At 59.6% G+C, this 21,202-nt stretch carries 20 protein-coding genes; 7 read left to right on the forward strand and 13 right to left on the reverse strand.

Going from position 1 to position 21,202, the window contains the following annotated elements; translation table 11 throughout:
• Positions 1-14 precede the first annotated feature (14 nt).
• Positions 15-1,091 carry an RHS repeat-associated core domain-containing protein gene (locus KDX39_RS22140; RefSeq protein WP_231661809.1) on the reverse strand — a complete coding sequence of 359 codons (1,077 nt, stop codon included), beginning with the start codon at positions 1,089-1,091 and terminating at the stop codon, positions 15-17.
• A gap of 232 nt (positions 1,092-1,323) precedes the next feature.
• Here KDX39_RS22140 and KDX39_RS22145 point away from each other — a divergent pair, with 232 nt between their 5' ends.
• The gene (locus tag KDX39_RS22145) at positions 1,324-1,890 is read left to right on the forward strand and encodes a DUF2780 domain-containing protein (RefSeq protein ID WP_231661810.1); all 567 of its coding nucleotides are present in this window, start codon (positions 1,324-1,326) and stop codon (positions 1,888-1,890) included.
• Between the two features lie 14 nt (positions 1,891-1,904).
• Here the strand turns inward: KDX39_RS22145 and KDX39_RS22150 are convergent, their stop codons facing one another.
• Both KDX39_RS22150 and KDX39_RS22155 read right to left on the reverse strand, forming a co-directional pair.
• Positions 1,905-2,933, reverse strand: coding sequence for an RHS repeat-associated core domain-containing protein (locus tag KDX39_RS22150; protein ID WP_231661811.1), 1,029 nt, complete (start codon positions 2,931-2,933; stop codon positions 1,905-1,907).
• A 72-nt stretch (positions 2,934-3,005) separates the two neighbouring features.
• On the reverse strand, positions 3,006-3,899 hold the full coding sequence (locus tag KDX39_RS22155; RefSeq protein WP_231661812.1) for an acyltransferase: 894 nt from the start codon (positions 3,897-3,899) through the stop codon (positions 3,006-3,008).
• A 192-nt stretch (positions 3,900-4,091) separates the two neighbouring features.
• Here KDX39_RS22155 and rloA2 point away from each other — a divergent pair, with 192 nt between their 5' ends.
• The 4 genes from rloA2 to creD all read left to right on the forward strand — a co-directional run bounded on the left by rloA2 (position 4,092) and on the right by creD (position 8,286).
• A complete protein-coding gene (rloA2, locus tag KDX39_RS22160) occupies positions 4,092-4,595 on the forward strand; it encodes a retropepsin-like aspartic peptidase RloA2 (RefSeq protein ID WP_025993288.1) in 504 nt (167 codons plus the stop codon).
• Between the two features lie 59 nt (positions 4,596-4,654).
• The gene (gene creB / locus KDX39_RS22165) at positions 4,655-5,335 is read left to right on the forward strand and encodes a two-component system response regulator CreB (protein ID WP_231661813.1); all 681 of its coding nucleotides are present in this window, start codon (positions 4,655-4,657) and stop codon (positions 5,333-5,335) included.
• The gene (gene creC, locus KDX39_RS22170) at positions 5,335-6,774 is read left to right on the forward strand and encodes a two-component system sensor histidine kinase CreC (protein WP_231661814.1); all 1,440 of its coding nucleotides are present in this window, start codon (positions 5,335-5,337) and stop codon (positions 6,772-6,774) included. The genes creB and creC overlap by 1 nt, the downstream gene beginning before the upstream one ends.
• Positions 6,775-6,909: 135 nt before the next feature.
• Positions 6,910-8,286 carry a cell envelope integrity protein CreD gene (creD, locus tag KDX39_RS22175; protein ID WP_231661815.1) on the forward strand — a complete coding sequence of 459 codons (1,377 nt, stop codon included), beginning with the start codon at positions 6,910-6,912 and terminating at the stop codon, positions 8,284-8,286.
• A gap of 116 nt (positions 8,287-8,402) precedes the next feature.
• Here the strand turns inward: creD and KDX39_RS22180 are convergent, their stop codons facing one another.
• The 7 genes from KDX39_RS22180 to KDX39_RS22210 form a co-directional block, all read right to left on the reverse strand.
• The gene (locus KDX39_RS22180) at positions 8,403-9,032 is read right to left on the reverse strand and encodes a glutathione S-transferase family protein (RefSeq protein ID WP_180274342.1); all 630 of its coding nucleotides are present in this window, start codon (positions 9,030-9,032) and stop codon (positions 8,403-8,405) included.
• 110 nt (positions 9,033-9,142) lie between these two features.
• Positions 9,143-9,325: a hypothetical protein gene (locus KDX39_RS22185; RefSeq protein ID WP_231661816.1), complete on the reverse strand. Its 183-nt coding sequence runs from the start codon at positions 9,323-9,325 to the stop codon at positions 9,143-9,145.
• Complete coding sequence (locus tag KDX39_RS22190; protein WP_099228663.1) at positions 9,322-10,455, reverse strand: PepSY-associated TM helix domain-containing protein; 1,134 nt, start codon at positions 10,453-10,455, stop codon at positions 9,322-9,324. The genes KDX39_RS22185 and KDX39_RS22190 overlap by 4 nt, the downstream gene beginning before the upstream one ends.
• Positions 10,456-10,554: 99 nt before the next feature.
• The gene (locus KDX39_RS22195; RefSeq protein ID WP_231661871.1) at positions 10,555-11,538 is read right to left on the reverse strand and encodes a FecR domain-containing protein; all 984 of its coding nucleotides are present in this window, start codon (positions 11,536-11,538) and stop codon (positions 10,555-10,557) included.
• A complete protein-coding gene (locus tag KDX39_RS22200; protein ID WP_231661817.1) occupies positions 11,535-12,053 on the reverse strand; it encodes an RNA polymerase sigma factor in 519 nt (172 codons plus the stop codon). The genes KDX39_RS22195 and KDX39_RS22200 overlap by 4 nt, the downstream gene beginning before the upstream one ends.
• Before the next feature lie 177 nt (positions 12,054-12,230).
• Complete coding sequence (locus tag KDX39_RS22205; RefSeq protein ID WP_231661818.1) at positions 12,231-12,944, reverse strand: 3'-5' exonuclease; 714 nt, start codon at positions 12,942-12,944, stop codon at positions 12,231-12,233.
• Positions 12,945-12,957: 13 nt separating this feature from the next.
• Positions 12,958-14,892, reverse strand: coding sequence for a DUF294 nucleotidyltransferase-like domain-containing protein (locus KDX39_RS22210; RefSeq protein WP_231661819.1), 1,935 nt, complete (start codon positions 14,890-14,892; stop codon positions 12,958-12,960).
• Between the two features lie 230 nt (positions 14,893-15,122).
• Here KDX39_RS22210 and KDX39_RS22215 point away from each other — a divergent pair, with 230 nt between their 5' ends.
• Entirely contained in the window at positions 15,123-15,566 is a 444-nt protein-coding gene (locus KDX39_RS22215) for a response regulator (RefSeq protein ID WP_231661820.1), read from the forward strand.
• Positions 15,567-15,751: 185 nt separating this feature from the next.
• Here the strand turns inward: KDX39_RS22215 and KDX39_RS22220 are convergent, their stop codons facing one another.
• Positions 15,752-17,929 carry a malate synthase G gene (locus KDX39_RS22220; protein ID WP_231661821.1) on the reverse strand — a complete coding sequence of 726 codons (2,178 nt, stop codon included), beginning with the start codon at positions 17,927-17,929 and terminating at the stop codon, positions 15,752-15,754.
• 310 nt (positions 17,930-18,239) lie between these two features.
• Here KDX39_RS22220 and KDX39_RS22225 point away from each other — a divergent pair, with 310 nt between their 5' ends.
• A complete protein-coding gene (locus KDX39_RS22225) occupies positions 18,240-18,767 on the forward strand; it encodes a glycine cleavage system protein R (protein WP_231661822.1) in 528 nt (175 codons plus the stop codon).
• A 213-nt stretch (positions 18,768-18,980) separates the two neighbouring features.
• Here the strand turns inward: KDX39_RS22225 and rarD are convergent, their stop codons facing one another.
• On the reverse strand, positions 18,981-19,868 hold the full coding sequence (gene rarD, locus KDX39_RS22230) for an EamA family transporter RarD (protein ID WP_231661823.1): 888 nt from the start codon (positions 19,866-19,868) through the stop codon (positions 18,981-18,983).
• Positions 19,869-20,105: 237 nt separating this feature from the next.
• A complete protein-coding gene (locus KDX39_RS22235; protein WP_231661824.1) occupies positions 20,106-21,080 on the reverse strand; it encodes a serine/threonine protein kinase in 975 nt (324 codons plus the stop codon).
• Positions 21,081-21,202 lie beyond the last annotated feature (122 nt).

Genomic DNA, 21,202 nt, shown 5'->3' on the forward strand with positions numbered 1-21,202 from the left:
ATCCGGTTCGCAGCCTAGCTATTAGAATCACCAGGTGTCACGGCTTGGTTCGAGCCTCGAATCCTTGCGGTTTCGTTCTCGATCTCGATATAAAGGATGTCTTTTCGCTTTTTTGGGGGCATGGCGCTGCTCATGACCTCGGTTGCATCCTGGAGATATTCGGATGAGTCCTGTTCATACGCGTGCGTTTCGTTTGTTCTCTTGAGGCTCGGACGGGGGCCGAGCCATCGGCCATCGGGAGCGGGAGGAAGGGGGCGCATCTGCAGCTGTATGGCCCTCTGCTCTGGTTCGCTGAACGTACCAGCCTGCTTCAAACGCCTTATGTAGTGCTTAGGTTTCTTCATGATAAGTCGCCCGTCCTTTGTACTAACGACTCTGACGCGAGACTTTACCTTACGCACTCTTTCTGAGACGTTGTTGGTTACATTACCCTGTATCATTCCAGCAAGCGTTTTAACATCCAAATCTGATTTCGGCGGTAATACAGAAGCATGTCGAGTTATGCTGAGTTTGTTTCTAATCGTCGGTGAGGGTCTTAATCCTTTGAAAATGCTGGCTAACACTCTGGTTTTTAGATGTCCGTCCTCATCCACGCAGTTGACCGGATCCCCGAAACAATAAACATACGCGTTAAATCCACCTTCACCAAGCGGGCTCAAACTGTCAGGGCTGTTAAATCTCATCAGCACCGGATTAAATGCCCTATAGCCATTACCCAACAGATAATGTCCGGTCACGAGGTCTGCATGCTGCCCTGTGAAACTCGGTAGATCTGGAGGGATAGTCGATGAGTTACTGTTGCCATACGGCGTATACGAAACCCTGGCCCCAGGTATCGTAATGATCGAACGCTGTTGGTCGCTGGCAAGCAGCGTAACTCTGGCTTGATGATCCTGCTGATTCTGTTGCGCCAATAAGTACCCATCCACGTGTAGCTGTCTATTTCGATGTTGACCTTGAATCTGCATAGTCGAATGGTTCTTTATATAGAAATGCTGCGCAGTGTCCTGATCTGTACGCGAAGTACTTGCCAGACGATCGACAGGGTCGTAGCGGTAACGGCACAGCAGGGTAGAATCGATGGAAGTCATCAGGCTTTCCTCGGTGGCACGGACCATTGAGGTTCAGTGTGCGCATGACGTTGATCGCAGCCTAGCTATCAGGACTGTCAGGTAATGCCCGTCTGGACGTCACGCTCAAACGTCGCAATCGGAAATAGCCGCTCTCTCCTGTGAGGCTTCGGGAACAAGCCTTGGCTCATTCAGTCAAAAGTCTGTTTTACCGCCCACTCACGGGCGGTTCAGGTTTGATGAGGTTGACCGAATGAAGACTGCACGTGTGATGGCACTGGCAACGTTGATGGGCCTGGCGGCAAGCCCGGTGTTTGCCTTCAACCTGAATGACGCGGCGAATGCGGTTTCCAACGCCACCGGCGGGAATCAGAAAGCCACCGCTGCGCCTGAAGCCGCAGGCCTGCTCAACGCGCTGGGCTCTCAGCTCAACGTGACCCCGGAACAGGCGGTTGGCGGGACAGGTGCATTGCTGGGGTTGGCGAAGAACAAACTGGCCGGCAATGACTACTCGCAACTGGCTAAATCGGTTCCTGGTCTGGAGCAACTCTCCGGTACTTCGGCACTCGACAGCCTGGGCGGTGCCAACGGCCTGGGCAAGCTGTTGGGCGGGAGCAAGGCAGGCGACAATTCGATGCTCAACAGTGCCTTGGGCAACGTGCAGAGCATGGGCGATGTGAACAATGCCTTCAAGGCACTGGGCATGGACAGCAGCATGGTCAGCCAGTTTGTCCCTGTCATCCTGCAATACCTGGGGCAACAAGGCGCCAGTGGCTCCGCGCTGCAGAGCCTGAGCGGGCTGTGGGGGGCCGGTAGCTGACTGGCAAGTCTTTGTCATGATCCTCTACGTAATAAAGCACCGGTTTTAAGTAGTGCATGATCATGCACGCCTGACGTCATGGCCCCCGCGGCGTTGAACGCAATAGCCACTATAGGGGTCTTGATGTCATCCCCGGTGCGCAGCTTGTGCGCCCACATAGCCGCCGCATATGCGTGAGCACCTGAGTTGCTCATCTTGCCTGTGCTCACTCGTTCTGCCAAAGCGGCGTAATTCATGGCCTGCTGTTGGGTCAGGTCGGTGTTGCCGTGACTGGCGAAGTTTTCGTTGACTGCTTTAAGCCTCTGGATAAAGGGCGATTTTTTATCCAGTCCCTCCATGGCGTTTTGAAGAAATTCTCTGGTGGGCGTTATCGGTGCTGGTGCGGCTACATTTCTCTCCAACGCGTGGAGCACAGTTTGAAAAATGTCGTCTCCGTTGGTCAGGCTGATCCCCTTCGCCACCGACGGAATGACCTTTCTCAACTCCACGGTTATCATTCCCAAAGCACCTATCGGAAAGCGCCCGCTGGGGTCTGTGTGGTTAACGGGGTCGCCCTGGCAATAGGCATAGGCGTTGAGCCCGCCCTCATCGAACGGGCTTGCCGCGTCAGGACTGTTGAACCTCATCAAAACAGGATTGAAGGCCCGGTAGCCATTGCCCAGCAGGAGATGCCCGGTCACCGGATCAGGTATCTGGCCGGTATAGCCTGTCAACACGGGCGGGGCTGTTTTTGCTGACGTGCCGTAGGGCGGGTAGGCGCACGTATGGCGTTGCTGATCGTTGAGGCTGTGCAGCACAGAATGTGACTGATCGGTGGCCAGCAGAGCGTTTTGGTTGCCTGCGGCATCGGTGGCGCTGACCGCAAGTAACCAATGCTCTGCCTGCGCAATGCTACGTCCTGACGTTCCTTGAAGTTCGCTGCAGATACGGTCCTTCAGGTAGAAGCGTCTGACAGCGTCTTTGCCCGCTGGCCTGCAGTTTGCCAGGCGATTCAAGGCATCGTAGCGATAGGAGCCAAGCAGCTTAGCGGCGAGCGTTGGCATGGGCATGACCTCTTGAGGGATTCGAGGTCAGCATTCGTCAGCCAGCGCCATGCCGTCTACCTGTCAAAACCGTTAGTGTTGCTGTGCCTTCGGGCGCAACGCGGTGATGCGCGCGTCTTTCTCGATCCAGAGCTGATTGACCCAGCCCTGCACCTTCTCGCGAAACACCGGGTCGTTCTCGTAGTCTCCCTGCCACAGCCAGGGCTCCAGCTCGCGGGTCTTGATATCAACGATCACTTTCGGCACGCGCCCGCACAGCATGTCCCAGAAGCCTGGAATGCCGGAGCCGGGATACACGACCGTGACGTCCAGAATCGCATCCAGTTGTTCACCCATCGCCGCCAGCACGAACGCCACACCACCTGCCTTGGGCTTGAGCAGGCTGGTATAGGGTGAGGATTGAGCCGTATGTTTTGCGGGCGTGAAGCGCGTGCCTTCCAGATAGTTGACGATGGTCACCGGTTGGCGCTTGAACAACTCACAGGCTGCCTTGGTGATTTCCAGATCCTTGCCCTTGAGTTCCGGGTTCTTTGCCAGAAACGCCTTGGTGTAGCGTTTCATGAACGGATAATCCAGCCCCCACCAAGCCAGGCCAAGAAGCGGCACCCAGATCAGTTCTTTTTTCAGAAAGAACTTGAAAAACGGGGTGCGCCGATTGAGCGCCTGAATCAGCGCCGGGATATCGACCCAGGATTGATGGTTGCTGATCACCAGATACGAAGTGTCATCGCGCAAGCCTTCGTCGCCACGGATATCCCACTGCGTGGGAATGCAGGCCGCGAAGATGAGCTTGTCGATCTCGGCCCAGGTTTCGGCAATCCACATGACCGCATGCGAGCAGTGATCACGCATTCGGCCTCTGAACAGTAGTTTGAGCAGAGCAAAAACCAGCAATGGGCCAATCAATATGAGTGTGTTGATCAGCAGGAGCGTGGCGACTGAACAGCCGGTAAGCACACGGCGCATAAGAGACTCTTGAGCGTTCTGGGGCGCCAATGATAAAGATCATCACGTTTGCCGCCAATTACACAGGTACTTACAAATGTTTCATGTGCGGGGGATTATGCTCACAAACCCCCGAGCTGCCGAACCAACGGCAGGTTAGGTGTCTAAAACCGGGCGCCAATCAGGCGTTGTCCATTGTGAGGAACCTTGCACGTGAAACCGATTCTGGCGCTGTTGTCCCTGCTCGCTCTGCCTGTCATGGCAGCCGAACCTACGCTCTATGGTCGTTACGAGAACATCAAGGTGGTGGACGTCGGCCAGACCTTCAAGGCCAAGATGGACACCGGTGCGTTGACCGCTTCGCTGTCGGCCAAAGACATCGAGCTGTTCAAGCGTGATGGCGATGACTGGGTGCGTTTCCGTCTGGCGACCAAAGATGCCGACAGCAAGGTCTACGAGCACAAGGTTTCGCGAATCAGCAAGATCAAGGGCCGCTCCGAAGGCGATGACGAAGACGATGAAGTCATCGACCCGACCAAGCGTCCGGTCGTGGACATGGAGCTTTGCCTGGGCAACAAGAAGCGTACCGTCGAAGTCAATCTGGTGGACCGCAGTCACTTCAACTACCCGCTGCTGATCGGTGCCAAGGCGCTTCGCGAGTTCGACGCAGCCGTCAATCCGGCACGCCGCTATACCGCCGACAAGCCCGATTGCTGATTGACGCAGAGGGCTGAAATCGCGCAACGTTTCGCCCTCTCTCCCAGCGCTCGGATGCCATGCCGCACATATTGATTGTCGAAGACGAAGCCGCAATTGCCGATACGCTGGTCTATGCGCTGCAAAGCGAGGGCTTTACCACGTCATGGCTCAGCCTGGGGCAGGACGCTATCCATCATCAGCGCGCATCGCCCGCCGACCTGATCATTCTGGATATCGGCCTGCCGGACATCACCGGTTTCGAGACGTGCAAGCAGCTGCGGCGCTTCAGCGAAGTGCCTGTCATGTTCCTGAGTGCGCGTGATGGGGAAATCGACCGGGTTGTGGGGCTGGAGATCGGGGCCGATGACTATGTTGTCAAACCGTTCAGCCCGCGGGAGGTGGCGGCGCGGGTCCGGGCCATTCTCAAGCGTATGCAGCCGCGTGCTGCACCTGTTTCAGACAACCAGCCGTTCACGGTTGATCTTGAGCGTTTTCAGATCAGCTACCGTGCCCAGCCCTTGAGCCTGACCCGTCACGAATTCCGCCTGCTGCAATGCCTGTTGGCTCAGCCCGAGCGCGTGTTCAGTCGTGAGCAGTTGCTCGATGCGATGGGCGTGTCGGCAGATGCCGGGTACGAGCGCAGTATCGACAGCCACATCAAGAGCGTACGCGCCAAGCTGCGGATTGTGGCGGCGGATGCAGAGCCGATCCAGACCCATCGCGGGCTGGGTTACAGTTTCAGCCCGGGCCACAGCTGATGCCGTTGAGCATCCGGATCTTTCTGGTCTACGCGGTATTCATCGCCCTGACCGGCTATTTCGTGCTCAGCACGGTGATGAAGGAAGTCCGCCCCGGCGTGCGTCAATCCACCGAAGAAACCCTGGTCGACACCGCCAATCTGCTGGCCGAGATCATTCACGACGATGTGAGAAACGGCACCTTGGACCAAAGTCATCTGCCTGGCGCGCTCAAGGCCTATGGTCTGCGTCAGCCCGCGGCGACCATCTGGGGTTTGCCGAAAAATCAGGTCAACAACCGTATTTACGTGACCGACGCCAACGGTATCGTTCTGCTCGATTCCAGCGGGCAGGCAGTGGGGCAGGACTATTCACGCTGGAACGACGTGTATCTGACCCTGCGCGGCGAGTATGGCGCGCGTTCGACCCGCAGCGATCCTGACGATCCAAATTCGTCCGTCATGCACGTTGGCGCGCCGATTCGAGACAACGGCCGGATCATTGGTGTGGTCACGGTCGCCAAGCCCAACAGCTCCTTGCAACCCTATGTCGACCGCGCCGAGCGGCGATTGCTCTGGTATGGCGCTGGCCTGATGGTATTGGGGCTGTTGCTGGGCGGGCTGTTTTCCTGGTGGCTGGGGTCGGCCTTGCGGCGTCTGACCGGCTATGCCCAGGCGGTCAGCGAAGGGCGCCGTGTCGAACTGCCGCATTACCGTGGAGGCGAGCTTGAACAGCTGTCTGCGGCGGTCGAACATATGCGCACGCAACTGGAAGGCAAAGCCTACGTCGAGCGCTACGTGTATACGCTGACCCACGAACTGAAAAGCCCGCTGGCGGCCATTCGCGGCGCTGCCGAGCTGTTGCAGGATGAAATGCCACGCGAACAGCGACAACGTTTCGTCAGCAACATTGAGGGCGAGAGCGCCCGTTTGCAGCAACTGATCGAGCGCTTGCTGAACCTGGCGATGGTCGAACAGCGACAGGGCCTGGAAGAACGGCTTCCAATTGCCCTGGCGGAACTGATCGACGAACTGCTGGTGACCAGAAGCACCCGGATCGAGCGGCAAGGTTTACGCATCGACATTCAGATCGACCCAGGTCTGCGACTGCTGGGTGAGCGCTTTCTGCTGAGTCAGGCACTGGCCAACCTGATCGATAACGCTCTGGACTTCATCCCTGTCAATGGAAGGCTGAGCCTGACCGCCAAGCCTGAGGGTGAGCGGATCCGCTTCACGCTCTATAACGATGCCTCCCCGATTCCCGACTACGCCTTGCCGCGTCTTTGCGAGCGCTTCTACTCCTTGCCACGTCCTCACAACGGTCGGAAAAGCACCGGGCTCGGGCTGAATTTCGTTGAAGAAGTCGTGCAGTTGCATGCAGGGGAAATGCGCATCGGGAATGTCGAGGGCGGGGTCGAGGTGAGGCTGTCGCTGCCGGGTGACATTCAGTCAACCGACTGAAGAAACCTGGCTTCGTGGACCGCGCGACATCCGGGCAGACCGTTTGCCCCGTCACCACACAATCTCCACACAACCCCCATCCTGCCTCCACACGCCCATTCCAGACTCTCCCCATCGAAAAACAGGGAGAGCCCCATGAACCGAAATCTGGCTGTAAAACTGGGCACCATTGCGTTGCTGATCATCCTGTTGCTGATTCCATTGCTGATGATCGGCAGTCTGATCACGGATCGGCAGTTGCAGCGCGACGGGGTGCTTGAGGACATCGCGCGCAGTTCCAGCTTCAGTCAGCGTCTGACCGGTCCGCTGCTCGTCGTGCCGTATCGCAAGAACGTACGCCTCTGGAAGACCAACGCGCAGACCGAAGAGCGTTACCTTGAGACCGCCTCTCAGCGCGGCTATCTGTACTTTCTGCCGGAGCGTTTCGAACTGGATGGCCAGGTACAGACCGAACTGCGTTCGCGAGGCATCTACGAGGCACGGCTTTATCATGCCGATAATCACATCAGCGGCCAGTTCGTATTGCCCGAGCAGTTAGGTGTCACGGATGACTTTGCCGACTACACCTTCGAGAAGCCTTATCTGGCGCTGGGTATCAGCGATATTCGGGGTATTGAAAGTTCTCCCGGACTGCAGATGAACGGACAGACGCTGGACTTGTTGCCGGGATCGCGAGTCGAGTGGCTGGGCGAAGGCGTCAGCGCCAACTTGCCGATGCTGGAAGGTCGCGAGCAGGTCACGCTGGATTTCGCGTTCGACCTGCGTCTGCAGGGCACCGGCCAGTACGAGGTCGTGCCGGTGGGCAAGTCCAGTCGTGTGCAGTTGAGTGCCGACTGGCCACACCCGAGCTTCATCGGCAATTACCTGCCGACCCAGCGCGAGATCACCGATAAAGGTTTCAGTGCCGCGTGGCAGGCCTCGTTCTTTTCCACCAATCTGGAAGAGGCGCTAAGGCGCTGCCTGACAGCGCAGACCTGCGAAGACTTCAAAAGCCGCAGTTTCGGCGTGAGCTTTGTCGATCCGGTGGATCAGTACCTCAAGAGTGACCGGGCGATCAAATACGCACTGTTGTTCATCGCGCTGACTTTCGCCGGGTTTTTCCTGTTCGAAGTGCTGAAAAGCATGGCCGTGCACCCGGTTCAATACGCACTGGTAGGTGCGGCGCTGGCGTTGTTCTACCTGATGCTGCTGTCGCTGTCCGAGCATCTGGGGTTTGCCATGGCCTACCTGCTGTCGGCGAGCGCCTGTGTGTGTCTGATCGGTTTCTATGTCAGTCACGTGCTGCGCAGCGTGCTTCACGGGGCGGGGTTTGCAGCGGGTCTGAGCGCGTTGTACGGGTTGCTCTACGGACTGCTCAGTGCCGAGGATTACGCGTTGCTGATGGGCGCATTGCTGCTGTTCGGCCTGTTGAGTGTGTTCATGGTCCTGACCCGCAAGCTGGACTGGTACGGCATTGCGATCAGTCGCCCAGGCCGGCCGCTCGATACCGGTCTGGAGGTGCGTCATGAGTAAGTGGCTCGGTTTGCGCGAGGATCAGGCACGAGCGCGCTGCCTGATCTCCATCATCGTCAGTCAGTTACCGGAGCCGCCACGATCCCGTGCAGGCCACGGCAACCGATCACGCAGCCTCAGGCCGGTGGCTGAGTTGCCAGCATCGAAGGTCGCTGGCTGACTTCCAGATACCAGTTGGCCAGGCGCGGATAGGCACCGCGCCAGTGCAGATCAGGCTGGCGGAAATCCAGATACCCCAGCGCGGCCGCGACGCTGATGGACGCCACATCGAATGATGAGCTGAGTTCGGTGATGGCGTCCTGCTCCAGATAGCTGAGCGTGCGCTCGATCTTTGCCTGCTGGTTTTCCAGCCACAGATCCCAGTGCTTCTCGGCAGGGCGCAGGGCAGTCTCATAACGGATCAGGATGGCAGCATCGAGTATGGCATCAGCCAGCGACGCGAGAGTCAGACGTCTCCAGCGTGCCGAGCCGTCGCGCGGGATCAGCGGATTGCCGACATGCTGGTGGTCCAGATAATCGAGGATGACCCGGCTGTCGTGGATCACATTACCGTCGGCCAGGCGCAGGGCCGGGAGCTTGCCTGCCGGGTTGTCGCCGTTGAGTTCCTCAGACGGATTGACCGGTGTCAACACGGTGGTATGCAACTGCACGCGGTCAACCTGACCGGTTTCATGGAGCAGCACCACCACCTTGCGGGCGAAAGGAGAGGCCGCATTGAAATACAACGTCATCTGGGGGGCAGACATGGGTGTTCCTCGACTGAGACAGGTCCATAGACTAGTCAGCGAGTGGCGGGACTGCAATCGGGGTGAATGGATTGGCCGTGAGCGCGTTCGATTTCAAGGCCGCGCCCGCTCTATCCGCGTCGCGCCAGCAACCCTCGGACACTCAGACCGGCAGCTATCCCCATGCCGGCCCACGCCAGCGTGTCCCACCAGCCGTCGCCCAGTAATGCGGCAAACAGGCCGGTGCCGGTCAGCAGCGCGATCCATGCGGGTTTGGCGAAGGTTTTCCAGAACCGGGACGGCTTGCCACTCATTGCACCACCTGCGCCGGTTGCTCGCTCACTGTTCGGGTGGCGCGTCGCCTTGTCCACCACAGGTAAACACCGCTGCCGAGTACGATGATGGTCAGCACATCCAGAGCGGCCCAGAGGATCTTCATCGGCATGCCGCCGTAGTCACCGAAGTGCAAGGGTTGCGACATGCCCAGTGCGTCCATGTACCAGGGGCGTTCGACCACGGCGGTGACTTGCAGCGTCCGGGCATCGATCAGTACCGGTGTCGCCAGGTGCGCGGTGAGGTGCGTGTTGCCCTTCAGAAACACGGCGTAGTGATGCTCGCTGGAGAAGCGCGTGCCGGGGAAGGCGATGAAATCGGCCTGCATACCGGGCGCGGCGGATTCGGCGATTTCCAGCAAGCGTGTGGCCGGGGCGCGTTGCGTCAGCGGCGGTGCGTCGCGATAGGGCGCGACCATGGTTGCCAACGCGTCATTGCGCCACGAAGCAATCAACAGGTCGGCACAGGCACTGATCACGCCTGTGACGCCCACCACCAATGCCCAGGTCAGCGTCACCACACCGATGAGGTTATGCAGGTCCAGCCAGCGTGTCCGGGTGGATTTGCTGGCCCGCACCGTGCCGAATTCCAGCTTGCGCATGAACGGTGAGTACAGCACCGTCCCGGACACAATAGCCACCACGAACAGCACGCCCATGAAGGCCAGCAGCAGCTTGCCCGGCAACTCGGCATACATGTCCACGTGCAGGCGCAGCATGACCATCATGAAACCGCCGTTGGCCGAAGGCATTTCCAGCGCTTCGCCAGTGCGCGCGTCCAGTGCGAAGGTGTGGGACGAGTTGGGTTCGGTTCCGGCCGTTGCCGCAGTAATCGCCATGACACCATTGGGATCTTCATCGTCCCAGCCGAAATACTGCATCACCTCACCGGGACGATGCGCTTCAGCAGCCTTCGCCAACTGCTCCAGGTTCAAGTGAGGCGTGTCGGCGGGCATTTCCCTGTAATGCGGCGCATCGCCCAGCAGGTGATCGATCTCGTGGTGAAAGATCAGCGGCAGACCGGTGATGGCCAGCATCAACAGAAACAGTGTGCAGATCAGGCTGCTCCAGGTATGGACGACAGACCAGCGACGCACGGTTTGGCTTTTCATGGGGTATCCACAGGCGAAAGGGCAGGGCTCGTTAAGGCTGAGCCGCATGAAACCTGAAAAGTGTCAGCACAGGGCACGGTTGGGGCTCGCCGCTGTGTTTCAGAATTTTGCCGCAGCGGTGTCATTCCTTGGCAGGACCGTGACCCACCAGGGCGTATGCTGTTCGATCCGTACAGGCAGCGCAGGTAGCAACGCCTTGAGCGCCAGGTCGGTATCGGTCAGCGGAAAACTGCCGGTGATGCGCAGGTCGGCTATCAGCGGATCGACGCCCAGATGTCCCTGTCGATAACGGCCCAGCTCCGCCAGCATGTCCTGCAGGCGAGCGTTGTCCACCACCAGCATGCCGCGGGTCCAGGCGTCTGCCCCCATTGGCAGCGCGAGCAGCGGCCCCAGGCCTTCTCGGGTCAGGCGAACTTGCTGGCCTTCGCGCAGGATCTGTTCCTGAGGAAGATCACGGGCGTTGGCGGCGACAGCCGATTGCAGCACGCTGAGCAGCGTACCGTCGGCGTCGCGCCTGACCAGAAAACGCGTGCCGAGCGCGCGCATCTTGCCGTCCGGGGTTTCCACGATGAAGGGCCGGGGATCGTCATGATCGCCGGTCTGTACCAGTATCTCGCCGTCCTGCAGGATCACCCGGCGCTGGTGCGCATCGAAGCGCACATCGATTGCGCTGTGGGTGTTGAGGCGAACGACGGTGTTGTCGGCCAGCCGCACGTCGCGCTGCTCGCCGGTCGCAGTGCGCTGATCGGCGAGCCAGTAATCCAGTGCGAGGTAACGGTCAGCGGTGAACAGCGCCAGTGCGCAGGCCAGAAATACCCCGGCCAGACCGCCGCCGAGCTTGCGCATACTGCGTCGCAAGGTGCCGGGCGCCTGCTGCAAAGCCTTACGCGCCGGACCTGACGGTACGGCAAAGCGCTGATTGAGCATGCCCAGTTGGCTCCAGGCACGGGCGTGTTCTTCATCGGCCGCCAGCCAACGGGCAAACTCGGCCCGCTCGGCATCGTTACCGCTGGCCGAATCCAGATTCAGCTGCCATTCGATGGCCGCATCCAGCACACGTGCCGATACCGGTCTGGCGTTCATGTCGGCGTGCCATACAGTGCCACGTAGCATTGCCGCATCGCCTGAGCCAGATACTGCCTGACCCGCGATACGGAGACACCGAGCCGTTCGGCAATTTCTCCGTGGCTCATGCCGTCCAGACGGTTATACAGAAAGGCCGTGCGCGCCTTGCTCGACAAGGTGGACAGCAGACGATCAATCGTTTTCAGGTCCTCCAGGATCAGTAACTGCTCTTCAGGGGAGGGCTGTTCGGCTTCAGGGACTTGCATCAGTTCGCAGAGATACGCCTGTTCCAGCGCCGCACGCCGGAAATGATCGAACATCAGGCCCTTGGCAACGGTCGCCAGAAACGCCCGCGGTTCTCTGGGCGACTCCAGTTCGTCACGCCCCAGCAAGCGCACGAAGGTGTCCTGACTCAGATCCTGAGCGCGCTGCGGGCAGGCGATGTTGCGCCGAAGCCAGGCCAGCAGCCAGCTGCGGTGATCGCGATACAAGGCTCCAACGATCTCGCTATGAGGGCTTGGGACTGACGACACGAACGGCCTCGATGAGAAGAATCTGACTAAAGAGAATCATTCGCGATTGTGACAGGGCGCGTGGGTAGTGGCAATTGGCGTCTGTCGGTTGGGGCAGACGATGACGTCCGATCTTCCCTGTGCTCCAGCATGGGAATGCAGCCCCGCGGGTTGTACAGGCGTATCAGATTCACGCCATCAGAACGAATGCGACTGCTTGCGCCTGCGCCACTGGCCCAGACATTCCTCCAGACGGACAGAGCTGTCGATCTGTTGACGGCGTGCGTGGCTGAACAGGATCAGGGCCAGCTCGGCGGTGACCAGGGCATCGGCGCTGGCGTTGTGGCGCTCTTCGGCGTGCAGGCCGAAGAAACGGGTCCAGTCATCCAGACCGGCGTGGCGCAGGTTGGCCTGCTCGCAGAGCATCGGGGCGATTTCCGCGACGTCGAAGAACGGATGCTGCAGGCGGTAATTCAGGCTGTCTTTCAAGGCGCGCGACAGCATGTGCTGGTCGAACGGCGCATGAAACCCCAGCACCGGGCTGTCACCCAGAAACTCCATGAAATCCAGCAGCGCCTCGACCGGCTCACTGCCCGCGGCAATCGCGCTGGGTGCCAGACCGTGAATCAATACCGCGGGGCTGACCTTGTGATCGACGCGCAGTAACGTGCGCTCGAATTGCTGACCCAGATCGATGGCACCGTCCTCGATCACCACAGCGCCGATGGACAGCACTTGGTCGCGGTTCATGTTAAGGCCGCTGGTTTCCAGATCCAGCACCACCCAGCGCTGCTGGCGCAACGGCTTTTCGCTCAACTTCGCGCAACTCGGCAGTGCCTTGAGCCGCTGCAACTGGTGGCTTTCCATCGGTGCTGTCTTGGGGCGAGGCTTCAGCCAGTCGAACAGATTCATAGGGCGTCGATATTCACAGTTGGTAACGCAGCGTCAGGCTGGTTTGCAGCCGCTGCGCCTGACGGAACGATTCACGCAGGATGCGCCGGTCCAGATGGTTCAGAGTGTCCGGATCGATGCGGTTGGAGTACGCAAGGTTCTGGCGGCTCTGCAACTGGTGTTGCTGCATGCGCGTCTGCTGGATGAAGTGATAGGCCTCTTCGTAGGCCGCGCCGTCCAGAGGGTCGATGGCCTCGCGTTCGACCAGTTGCCTCAGGCGTTCAAGGGTGTTGTTGGCGCCGATGCCGTTGGCCAGCGCCAGCAGCCGTGCACCATCCACGAACGGCGTCAGGCCTTCGGTTTTCAGGTCCAGCGTGTCTTTTTCGCTGCCTCTGCGCGCCAGCACGAAATCCTTGAAGCGACCCACGGGCGGACGTTGGCGCAGCGCGTTTTCAGCCATCATGCGCTGGAACAGTTTGTTGTCCGCGACCTGCTCCAGAATGCCGCGACGCAATTGCTCGCAGCCGCTTTCATCGCCCCAGACCACGCGCAGGTCGAAATAGATACTCGAGGCCAGCAGGTTCTCGGGCGTGGCTTCCCGAATGAACGACGCGAACCGTCGGGACCATTCGGCGCGCGACAGGCACAGCTCCGGGTTACTGGCCATGATGTTGCCTTTGCACAGCGTGAAGCCGCACTGCGCCAGACTCTGGTTGATCCGCTCGGCAATCGGTAACAGCAGCGCGCGGATGCGAGTGGCTTCTGCGGCGTCGGCGGCTTCGAACAGAATGCCGTTATCCTGATCGGTATGCAGCGTCTGCTCGCGCCGACCTTCGCTGCCGAAACACAGCCAGCTGAACGGCACGCCGGGATCGCCTTTTTCTTCCAGCGTCAGTTCGATGACCCTGCAGACGGTATGGTCGTTGAGCAGCGTGATGATCTGCGTGATCTGGGTCGAAGACGCGCCGTGGGCCAGCATGCGGTCGACCAGTTGGACGATATCGCCGCGTAATCCGGTCAGCGCTTCGATGCGTGGCGCATTGCGAATGGTCCGCGCCAGATGCACCAGGTCGACCCGTTGCAGTGAGAACAGATCCCGCTCGGAAACAACACCGCACAGGCGTCCATCCCTGACCAGACACACATGGGCGATGTGTCGTCCGGTCATCGCGATGGCCGCATCGAATGCGCTTGCGTCGGGGCTCAGGTGGAAGGGCGCCAGGCTCATGCTGTGCCGGATCTCGGCGCCGAAGTCGGTGGTGACATCGGCGACCGCTTCGCGCAGGTCACGCAGGGTAAAAATCCCCAACGGCGCCTGACGCTCATCGACGATGACGATGCTGCCCACCTGCTGTTCATGCATCAGCTTCACGGCTTCACGCATTGGCATTTCGGGGCTGCACATGACCGGGTGTCGCATGGCAAGCTCGCCCAGCCTTGTGTTCAGGGAATACTGCGTACCCAGGGTTTCGGCGGCACGCTGCTGGACCTGCTGATTGACCTGATCCAGCAGACTGCTGACGCCGCGCAGGGCAAAGTCGCGAAAGGTCGTGGACAGTGCGAACAGCTTGATGAAGGCCTGCTTGTTCAGTTGCAGGCAAAAGGTATCCTCGGCGGCCAGATGCTCGGTACGCGTGGCCCGTTCGCCCAGCAATGCCGCCAGCGGGAAGCATTCGCCAGTGGTGATTTCAAAGGTGGTTTCCGTACCGCCCTTGGCAGAATGCGGACGTTCACCTACCACTCGGCCCTGTTTGACGATATAAAAGTGCTCTACTGGCCCATCGCCAGGCTTGATGATGCTCTCATCGGCAGCGTAAAACCTGAGCTGACATTGTTCGACGAGGTACGCCAGATGGGCATTTTCCATCTGGTTGAAAGGCGGGAATCGTTGCAGGAACTGCATGGTGCCGTGAATGTTCTGCAGCACCGCTGTCTTGCCTGCCTGGGTGAAAGCGTCTGCTTTACTCATGAGCTGTTCCGCGTTCTTTTTATTGACGCTCATGGTCGGCCGCTTGCAGCACAGTGCCCATTGGACGTAAGTCTTACGCCGGGACTGAACGTAATGGGGCACGCTGTTGCCAGAGAATGGTGAACGAACGCACCGGAGCGCGAACGATCATTGGCCGGGAAGCCGACGAAATACAGTGCAGGTTGACCGTTATCTGCTGTCGGATAGGTTCAGGGAATGATGAGATTGCGATGATTGACCACGACATATTGAGCGACGAAGAGCGCAATGCCCTCTCTGAGGTCATGCTGGAACCCAACCGTGATGCGCCGCAACGTGTATTGATCGTCGATGACGACAATGATGCGCGCGAGCTGCTGGCCGAGATTCTGAGCCTCAATGACATCAGTTGCATGACGGCGGCGGATGTTGACGGCGCGCTTGAGCTGATCAGAACGCGTGAGTCCATAGGACTGCTGATCACCGACCTGCGCATGGCGCCGTCCGATGGTCTGGACCTGATACGTCAGGTGCGAGAATCCGACCGCGCCGAATTGCCCATCATCATCGTTTCAGGCGATGCCAACGTGCGTGACGCCATTGATGCGATGCACCTGAACGTCGTGGATTTTCTGCTCAAGCCACTGAATACCAAGCAACTGGTGAAACTGATCAGGCGGGAATTGGGAATGTAAAACACGGCGGTCAGAGATACCTTCATATCTCTGCGACTGTGGTGTCCCGTGGCAAACGCTGGACCGCAGCAGACCGGACAGGCGCTCCGCCTGTCCGCTCCCACAAAAACGACGTCTACTCAGGACATTACGATGAGCGAGTGCGCCTCAGGGCCTGAGCCCTGAAGCGCGCTTTGCCTGCGGCGTTACTGAGCGTTCCTGGCCTTGAACTCGCGACGACGACGATGCAGCACCGGCTCGGTGTAGCCGTTCGGTTGGCGAGTGCCCTGGATCACCAGTTCAACCGCTGCCTGAAAGGCAATATTGCTGTCGAAATCCGGTGCCAGTGGACGATACAGGGCATCGCCTGCGTTCTGGCGATCCACCACCGGCGCCATGCGCTTGAGGCTTTCCAGCACCTGCGCTTCGGTGACCACGCCATGACGCAGCCAGTTGGCCATGTGCTGACTTGAAATGCGCAGCGTTGCGCGGTCTTCCATCAGGCCGATGTCGTTGATGTCAGGCACCTTCGAGCAGCCTACGCCCTGATCGATCCAGCGCACCACGTAACCCAGAATGCCCTGCGCGTTGTTGTCCAGTTCGTTCTGGATTTCTTCCGGCGTCCAGTCGGTATTCGGCGCGAGCGGGATGGTCAGAATGTCGTCTACCGAGGCTGGCTCGCGCTGGGCCAGGTCGGCCTGACGGGCGAACACATCGACCTTGTGATAGTGCAACGCATGCAGAGCAGCGGCAGTTGGCGAAGGCACCCACGCGGTGTTGGCTCCGGCCAGCGGGTGAGCGATTTTCTGCTCCAGCATGGCAGCCATCAGGTCCGGCATCGCCCACATGCCCTTGCCGATCTGCGCCTTGCCCTGCAGGCCGCATTTCAGGCCGATATCGACGTTGGAGTTCTCGTAAGCCGCAATCCATTTTTCGGCCTTCATTTGAGCCTTGCGCACCACTGGACCAGCTTCCATCGAGGTATGAATCTCGTCACCCGTGCGGTCCAGGAAACCGGTGTTGATGAACACCACGCGCTCGCTGGCAGCCTGGATACAGGCTTTGAGGTTCACCGTGGTACGGCGCTCCTCGTCCATGATCCCGACTTTCAACGTGTTGCGCGGCAGCCCCAATACCTGCTCGACGCGACCGAACAGCTCGTTGGTGAACGCCGCCTCTTCCGGGCCGTGCATTTTCGGTTTGACGATATACACCGAGCCCCGACGGCTGTTGCTGCGTGTGGTGTTGCCGTTGAGGTTGTGCATCGCCGCCAGGCTGGTCAGCAGGCCGTCGAGAATGCCTTCCGGCACTTCGTTGCCGTGCCTGTCGAGAATCGCGTCGATGGTCATCAGGTGACCAACATTGCGGATGAACAGCAGCGAGCGTCCGTGAAGCGTGACTTCGCCGCCCGCAGGCGTGGTATAGACGCGGTCCGGGTTCATGGTGCGGGTGAAGGTTTCGCCGCCCTTGGACACCGACTCGGCCAGATCGCCTTTCATCAGACCCAGCCAGTTTCTGTACACGATGACCTTGTCGTCGGCATCGACCGCGGCGATGGAGTCCTCGCAGTCCATGATGGTGGTCAGCGCGGCTTCCATGAGGATGTCTTTGACACCTGCAGGGTCGGTCTTCCCCACAGGGCTGGACGCATCGATCTGGATTTCGAAATGCAGGCCGTTGTGTTCGAGCAGCACGGCAATCGGTGCCGAGGCATCGCCCTGAAAGCCGATCAATTGTGTGTCGTTCCTGAGCCCGGTGTTGCTGCCGCCCTTGAGACTGACCACCAGCTTGCCGTCGATCATTCTGTAGGCGGTCGATTCGACGTGCGAGCCCGCTGACAGCGGCGCGGCTTCGTCGAGAAACGCGCGGGCGAAGGCAATGACCTTGTCGCCACGTACCTTGTTGTAGCCCTTACCTTTCTCGGCGCCGCCCGCTTCGCTGATGGCATCGGTGCCATAAAGCGCGTCGTACAGCGAGCCCCAACGAGCGTTGGACGCGTTGAGCGCAAAGCGCGCGTTCATCACCGGTACGACCAGTTGCGGGCCGGCCATGGTGGCGATTTCCTCATCGACGTTTTGGGTCGTGATCTGGAAGTCCGCCGCTTCGGGCAGCAGGTAACCGATTTCCTGAAGGAATGCCTTGTAAGACGAGGCGTCGTGCGCCTGTCCGGCACGGGACTGATGCCAGGCATCGATTTTTGCCTGCAAGTCGTCACGTTTTTCGAGAAGAGCGCGGTTTTTCGGAGCGAGGTCGTGGATCAGTGGGTCCGCACCAGCCCAGAATGCATCGGCACTGAGGCCGGTTCCGGGAATGGCTTCGTTTTGCACGAAGTCATACAGGGCTTTGGCGACCCGCAGGTCACCGACTTGAACGTACTCGGTCATTGCACTTGCCTCACTCTGCTCAGCAGGGTCGAGCTCACTCAAGGAGCGCTCTGTTATTGATTTTGGTGTTATGTAGTGCGCGCCGCGAAATACTACATGACTGGCGGCCTTGTGAAAACGCTGGTGAATATGTCGCTAAAACGACTGGATCGACTTATTCGGTCACGATTTCCTCGCGCTGTGCTTGAAACAGCCCGGATTGTTCCACAAGTGAGGCTGAACGGTACACGATTTGCCTTTCGAGGTCCGCTGCGCAACCTTGCCTATACTCATCCAACCCTTGCATTGTGAACAACAAGAGGAATTGACCGTGGATCATCTCGTCGTAACGCTGGTTGCCCCCGACAAGCCCGGACTGGTCGAGCGCATCGCCCAATGCATCGCCGAGCAGGGCGGCAACTGGCTGGAGAGCCGTATGTCCCGGATGGCCGGGCAGTTCGCAGGCATTCTGAAAGTGGGCGTGGAACCTGAAAAATACGATGACCTGATCGCCGCGCTGAATGCGCTTTCGGCTCATGGCATTCGCATGCTGCTCGCCGAAAGCGTGGTCGAGACCACCGGCCAGACCCGTCCGATCAGCATGGAGCTGGTTGGCAACGATCGTGCGGGTATCGTGCGCGATATCACTCGTGTGCTGGCGGAGCAGGGTGTCAATGTCGAGCGGCTGATCACCGATGTCTCGCCTGCACCCATGAGCAGCGAATTGCTGTTTCACGCCGAGGCTGTGCTCGGCGTGCCATTGACGCTTTCGCTGGACGACCTGCAGGCCCTGCTGGAAACACTGGCGGATGATCTGATGGTGGAGTTGGTGTTGCGCTCGGACGAGCAATCACGCTGAAGTTTATCCACGCTTATCCTGCACCTGCCTGTGGATAAGCTGGGGGAATCGCGTTGCACGCCATGTGTGGCGAGGCTTTGCGGGATTTGATCAAAAATCCAGCAGTTTCAAAGGCTTGTGCACAAATAGCGTGAGTCTGCCTGTGGATAACCGTTGGAGAACCCCTTGCAGGCCACGCGGGACGTGGTCTGCAAGGTTCTGTATGTTTTTTGATCAGCGTCGGCGGCGCAGGCTCAGCCAGGCGTCGATGCTGTAAATCGCAAGACCGGCCCAGATACACGCGAAGGTAACGACGGTGCTGACGTTCATGTGCTCGTCATAGAGCAACACAGCCAGCAGCAGGACCAGCGTCGGCGCCAGATACTGGAGAAACCCCAGCGTGGTGTACGGCAGGTGACGGGCTGCGGCGTTGAAGCACACCAGCGGGATCAGCGTCACCGGGCCTGCGGCTGCCAGCCAGATGGCCTGAGAGGTGGTCCAGAACTCGGCCTGCGCACTCAGGGCGCCTGGATTGAGCGCCAGCCAGATCAGCGCCAGCGGTACCAGCATCCAGGTTTCCACGACCAGACCGGGCAGGGCGGCGACCGGGGCTTTCTTGCGAATCAGCCCGTAGAAGCCAAAGGTCAACGGCAGCAGCAGCGAGACCCACGGCAGATTGCCGACCTGCCAGACCTGCTGCGCCACACCGGCTGCCGCAAGCCCCACCGCCAGCCATTGCAAACGCCTTAGCCGTTCGCCCAGCAGCATCATGCCAAGCAGAACGTTGACCAGCGGATTGATGTAATACCCGAGACTGGCTTCGACCATTCGCCCGTTGTTCACTGCCCACACGTACACAATCCAGTTGGCTGCGATCAGCGAACCGCTGAGCGCCAGCACCCCAATGCGCTTCGGGTTGTCCCGCAGTTCGCGCCACCAGCCGGGGTGCTTCCAGAACATCAGCACGATCGAGCCGAACAGCGCCGACCACAGCACCCGGTGAATGATGATCTCGATGGCCGGTACGGCGGCGATGGCTTTGAAGTAGATGGGGAACAGGCCCCAGATGGTGTAAGCGCTCAGGCCGAGAATGTATCCGCGACGCGGATTGGCAGCTTGCATGGGTCGTCCCTTAAAAGCAGGTGTTGCGGTTTTTAGTAATGAGTTGCTGAGCGTGCCTCGGGCTCGCGCTGGCTGGATAACCATCCCGTGGTAGCCAACTTGCCGGCGATAGCGTCAGGCCCGGCAATGAAGGGCTAATTGAGAAGTCGCCTCGCTGGCAAGCCTCCTCCCACAGGGTTTGGATTCCTCCAGCAAGACCTGTTCATTGCACTGAGCGTGGGAACGATCATTGAGTGTTCAAAACAGTTTCAACGGCTCCTCGTTCAACGCCGACATCTGCTCGCGCAGGGCCAGAATGTGGTCGCCCCAATAACGCTCGGTGCCGAACCAGGGGAAGCTGTGCGGGAACGCCGGGTCATCCCAGCGACGCGCCAGCCAGGCGCTGTAGTGCATCAGACGCAGTGCGCGCAACGGCTCGATCAGGGCCAGTTCGCGCGGATCGAAATCGTGGAATTCGTTGTAGCCGTCCATCAACTCGGACAGTTGGCCGAGACGCTCCTGGCGGTCACCGGCCAGCATCATCCAGACATCCTGCACCGCAGGCCCCATGCGACAGTCGTCCAGGTCCACGATGTGGAACACCTCGTCGCGGCACATCATGTTGCCGGGGTGGCAGTCGCCGTGCATGCGGATGTTGGTGTGCGGCGTTGCGGCGTAAACGTCCTCGACCCGCTTGAGTAGATCGCGCGCCACGGACTCGTAGGCGGGCAAGAGGCTGCGCGGAATGCAGTCGTTTTCCAGCAGGTAGTTGACCGAGTCATTGCCGAAATTCTTTACGCCCAGCGCTTCGCGGTGCTCGAACGGTTTGGTTGCACCGACGGCGTGGATACGGCCCAGCAACTGACCCAGGCGGTACAACTGGTCGAGATTGCCCGGCTCGGGCGCGCGCCCGCCACGACGTGGAAACAGGGTGAAGCGAAAGCCTGCGTGCTCGAACAGGGTTTCACCGTTGTGCACCATGGGAGCGACCACCGGCACTTCGACCGCGGTGAGCTCCTGCGTAAAACTGTGTTCTTCGAGGATCGCCTCGTTGGTCCAGCGTTGCGGGCGGTAGAACTTGGCGATCAGCGGCTGGCCGTCTTCGATACCGACCTGATACACCCGGTTTTCATAACTGTTGAGCGCCAGGATGCGCGCATCACTGAGGAAACCAATGCTTTCGACGGCATCGAGGACGAGGTCGGGAGTAAGTGTTGCGAACGGATGAGCCATGACTACTCCTGCGCGCAGCAGGTTGCCGCGTCGGACCGCTGATGTTAACGCAGACCGGTCCCTGTTCGTCAAAGCCCTCACTGTTTATCTGCGCAAGCGTTCGATTGTCACCAAACGTTCAT

It is taken from the genome of Pseudomonas sp. CDFA 610, from assembly GCF_021147865.1.
GTDB lineage: Bacteria > Pseudomonadota > Gammaproteobacteria > Pseudomonadales > Pseudomonadaceae > Aquipseudomonas > Aquipseudomonas alliivorans.

Bases quoted from the DNA above. Each gene is read 5' to 3' on its own strand.
- KDX39_RS22180 (WP_180274342.1), bottom strand. From the start codon at position 9,032: ATGTCTGCCCCCCAGATGACGTTGTATTTCAATGCGGCCTCTCCTTTC.
- rarD (WP_231661823.1), bottom strand. From the start codon at position 19,868: ATGCAAGCTGCCAATCCGCGTCGCGGATACATTCTCGGCCTGAGCGCT.
- KDX39_RS22140 (WP_231661809.1), bottom strand. From the start codon at position 1,091: ATGACTTCCATCGATTCTACCCTGCTGTGCCGTTACCGCTACGACCCT.
- KDX39_RS22205 (WP_231661818.1), bottom strand. From the start codon at position 12,944: ATGAATCTGTTCGACTGGCTGAAGCCTCGCCCCAAGACAGCACCGATG.
- KDX39_RS22145 (WP_231661810.1), top strand. From the start codon at position 1,324: ATGAAGACTGCACGTGTGATGGCACTGGCAACGTTGATGGGCCTGGCG.
- KDX39_RS22215 (WP_231661820.1), top strand. From the start codon at position 15,123: ATGATTGACCACGACATATTGAGCGACGAAGAGCGCAATGCCCTCTCT.
- KDX39_RS22220 (WP_231661821.1), bottom strand. From the start codon at position 17,929: ATGACCGAGTACGTTCAAGTCGGTGACCTGCGGGTCGCCAAAGCCCTG.
- KDX39_RS22185 (WP_231661816.1), bottom strand. From the start codon at position 9,325: ATGAGTGGCAAGCCGTCCCGGTTCTGGAAAACCTTCGCCAAACCCGCA.
- KDX39_RS22150 (WP_231661811.1), bottom strand. From the start codon at position 2,933: ATGCCAACGCTCGCCGCTAAGCTGCTTGGCTCCTATCGCTACGATGCC.
- KDX39_RS22190 (WP_099228663.1), bottom strand. From the start codon at position 10,455: ATGAAAAGCCAAACCGTGCGTCGCTGGTCTGTCGTCCATACCTGGAGC.
- KDX39_RS22210 (WP_231661819.1), bottom strand. From the start codon at position 14,892: ATGAGTAAAGCAGACGCTTTCACCCAGGCAGGCAAGACAGCGGTGCTG.
- KDX39_RS22195 (WP_231661871.1), bottom strand. From the start codon at position 11,538: ATGAACGCCAGACCGGTATCGGCACGTGTGCTGGATGCGGCCATCGAA.
- creC (WP_231661814.1), top strand. From the start codon at position 5,335: ATGCCGTTGAGCATCCGGATCTTTCTGGTCTACGCGGTATTCATCGCC.
- creB (WP_231661813.1), top strand. From the start codon at position 4,655: ATGCCGCACATATTGATTGTCGAAGACGAAGCCGCAATTGCCGATACG.
- creD (WP_231661815.1), top strand. From the start codon at position 6,910: ATGAACCGAAATCTGGCTGTAAAACTGGGCACCATTGCGTTGCTGATC.
- KDX39_RS22155 (WP_231661812.1), bottom strand. From the start codon at position 3,899: ATGCGCCGTGTGCTTACCGGCTGTTCAGTCGCCACGCTCCTGCTGATC.
- KDX39_RS22235 (WP_231661824.1), bottom strand. From the start codon at position 21,080: ATGGCTCATCCGTTCGCAACACTTACTCCCGACCTCGTCCTCGATGCC.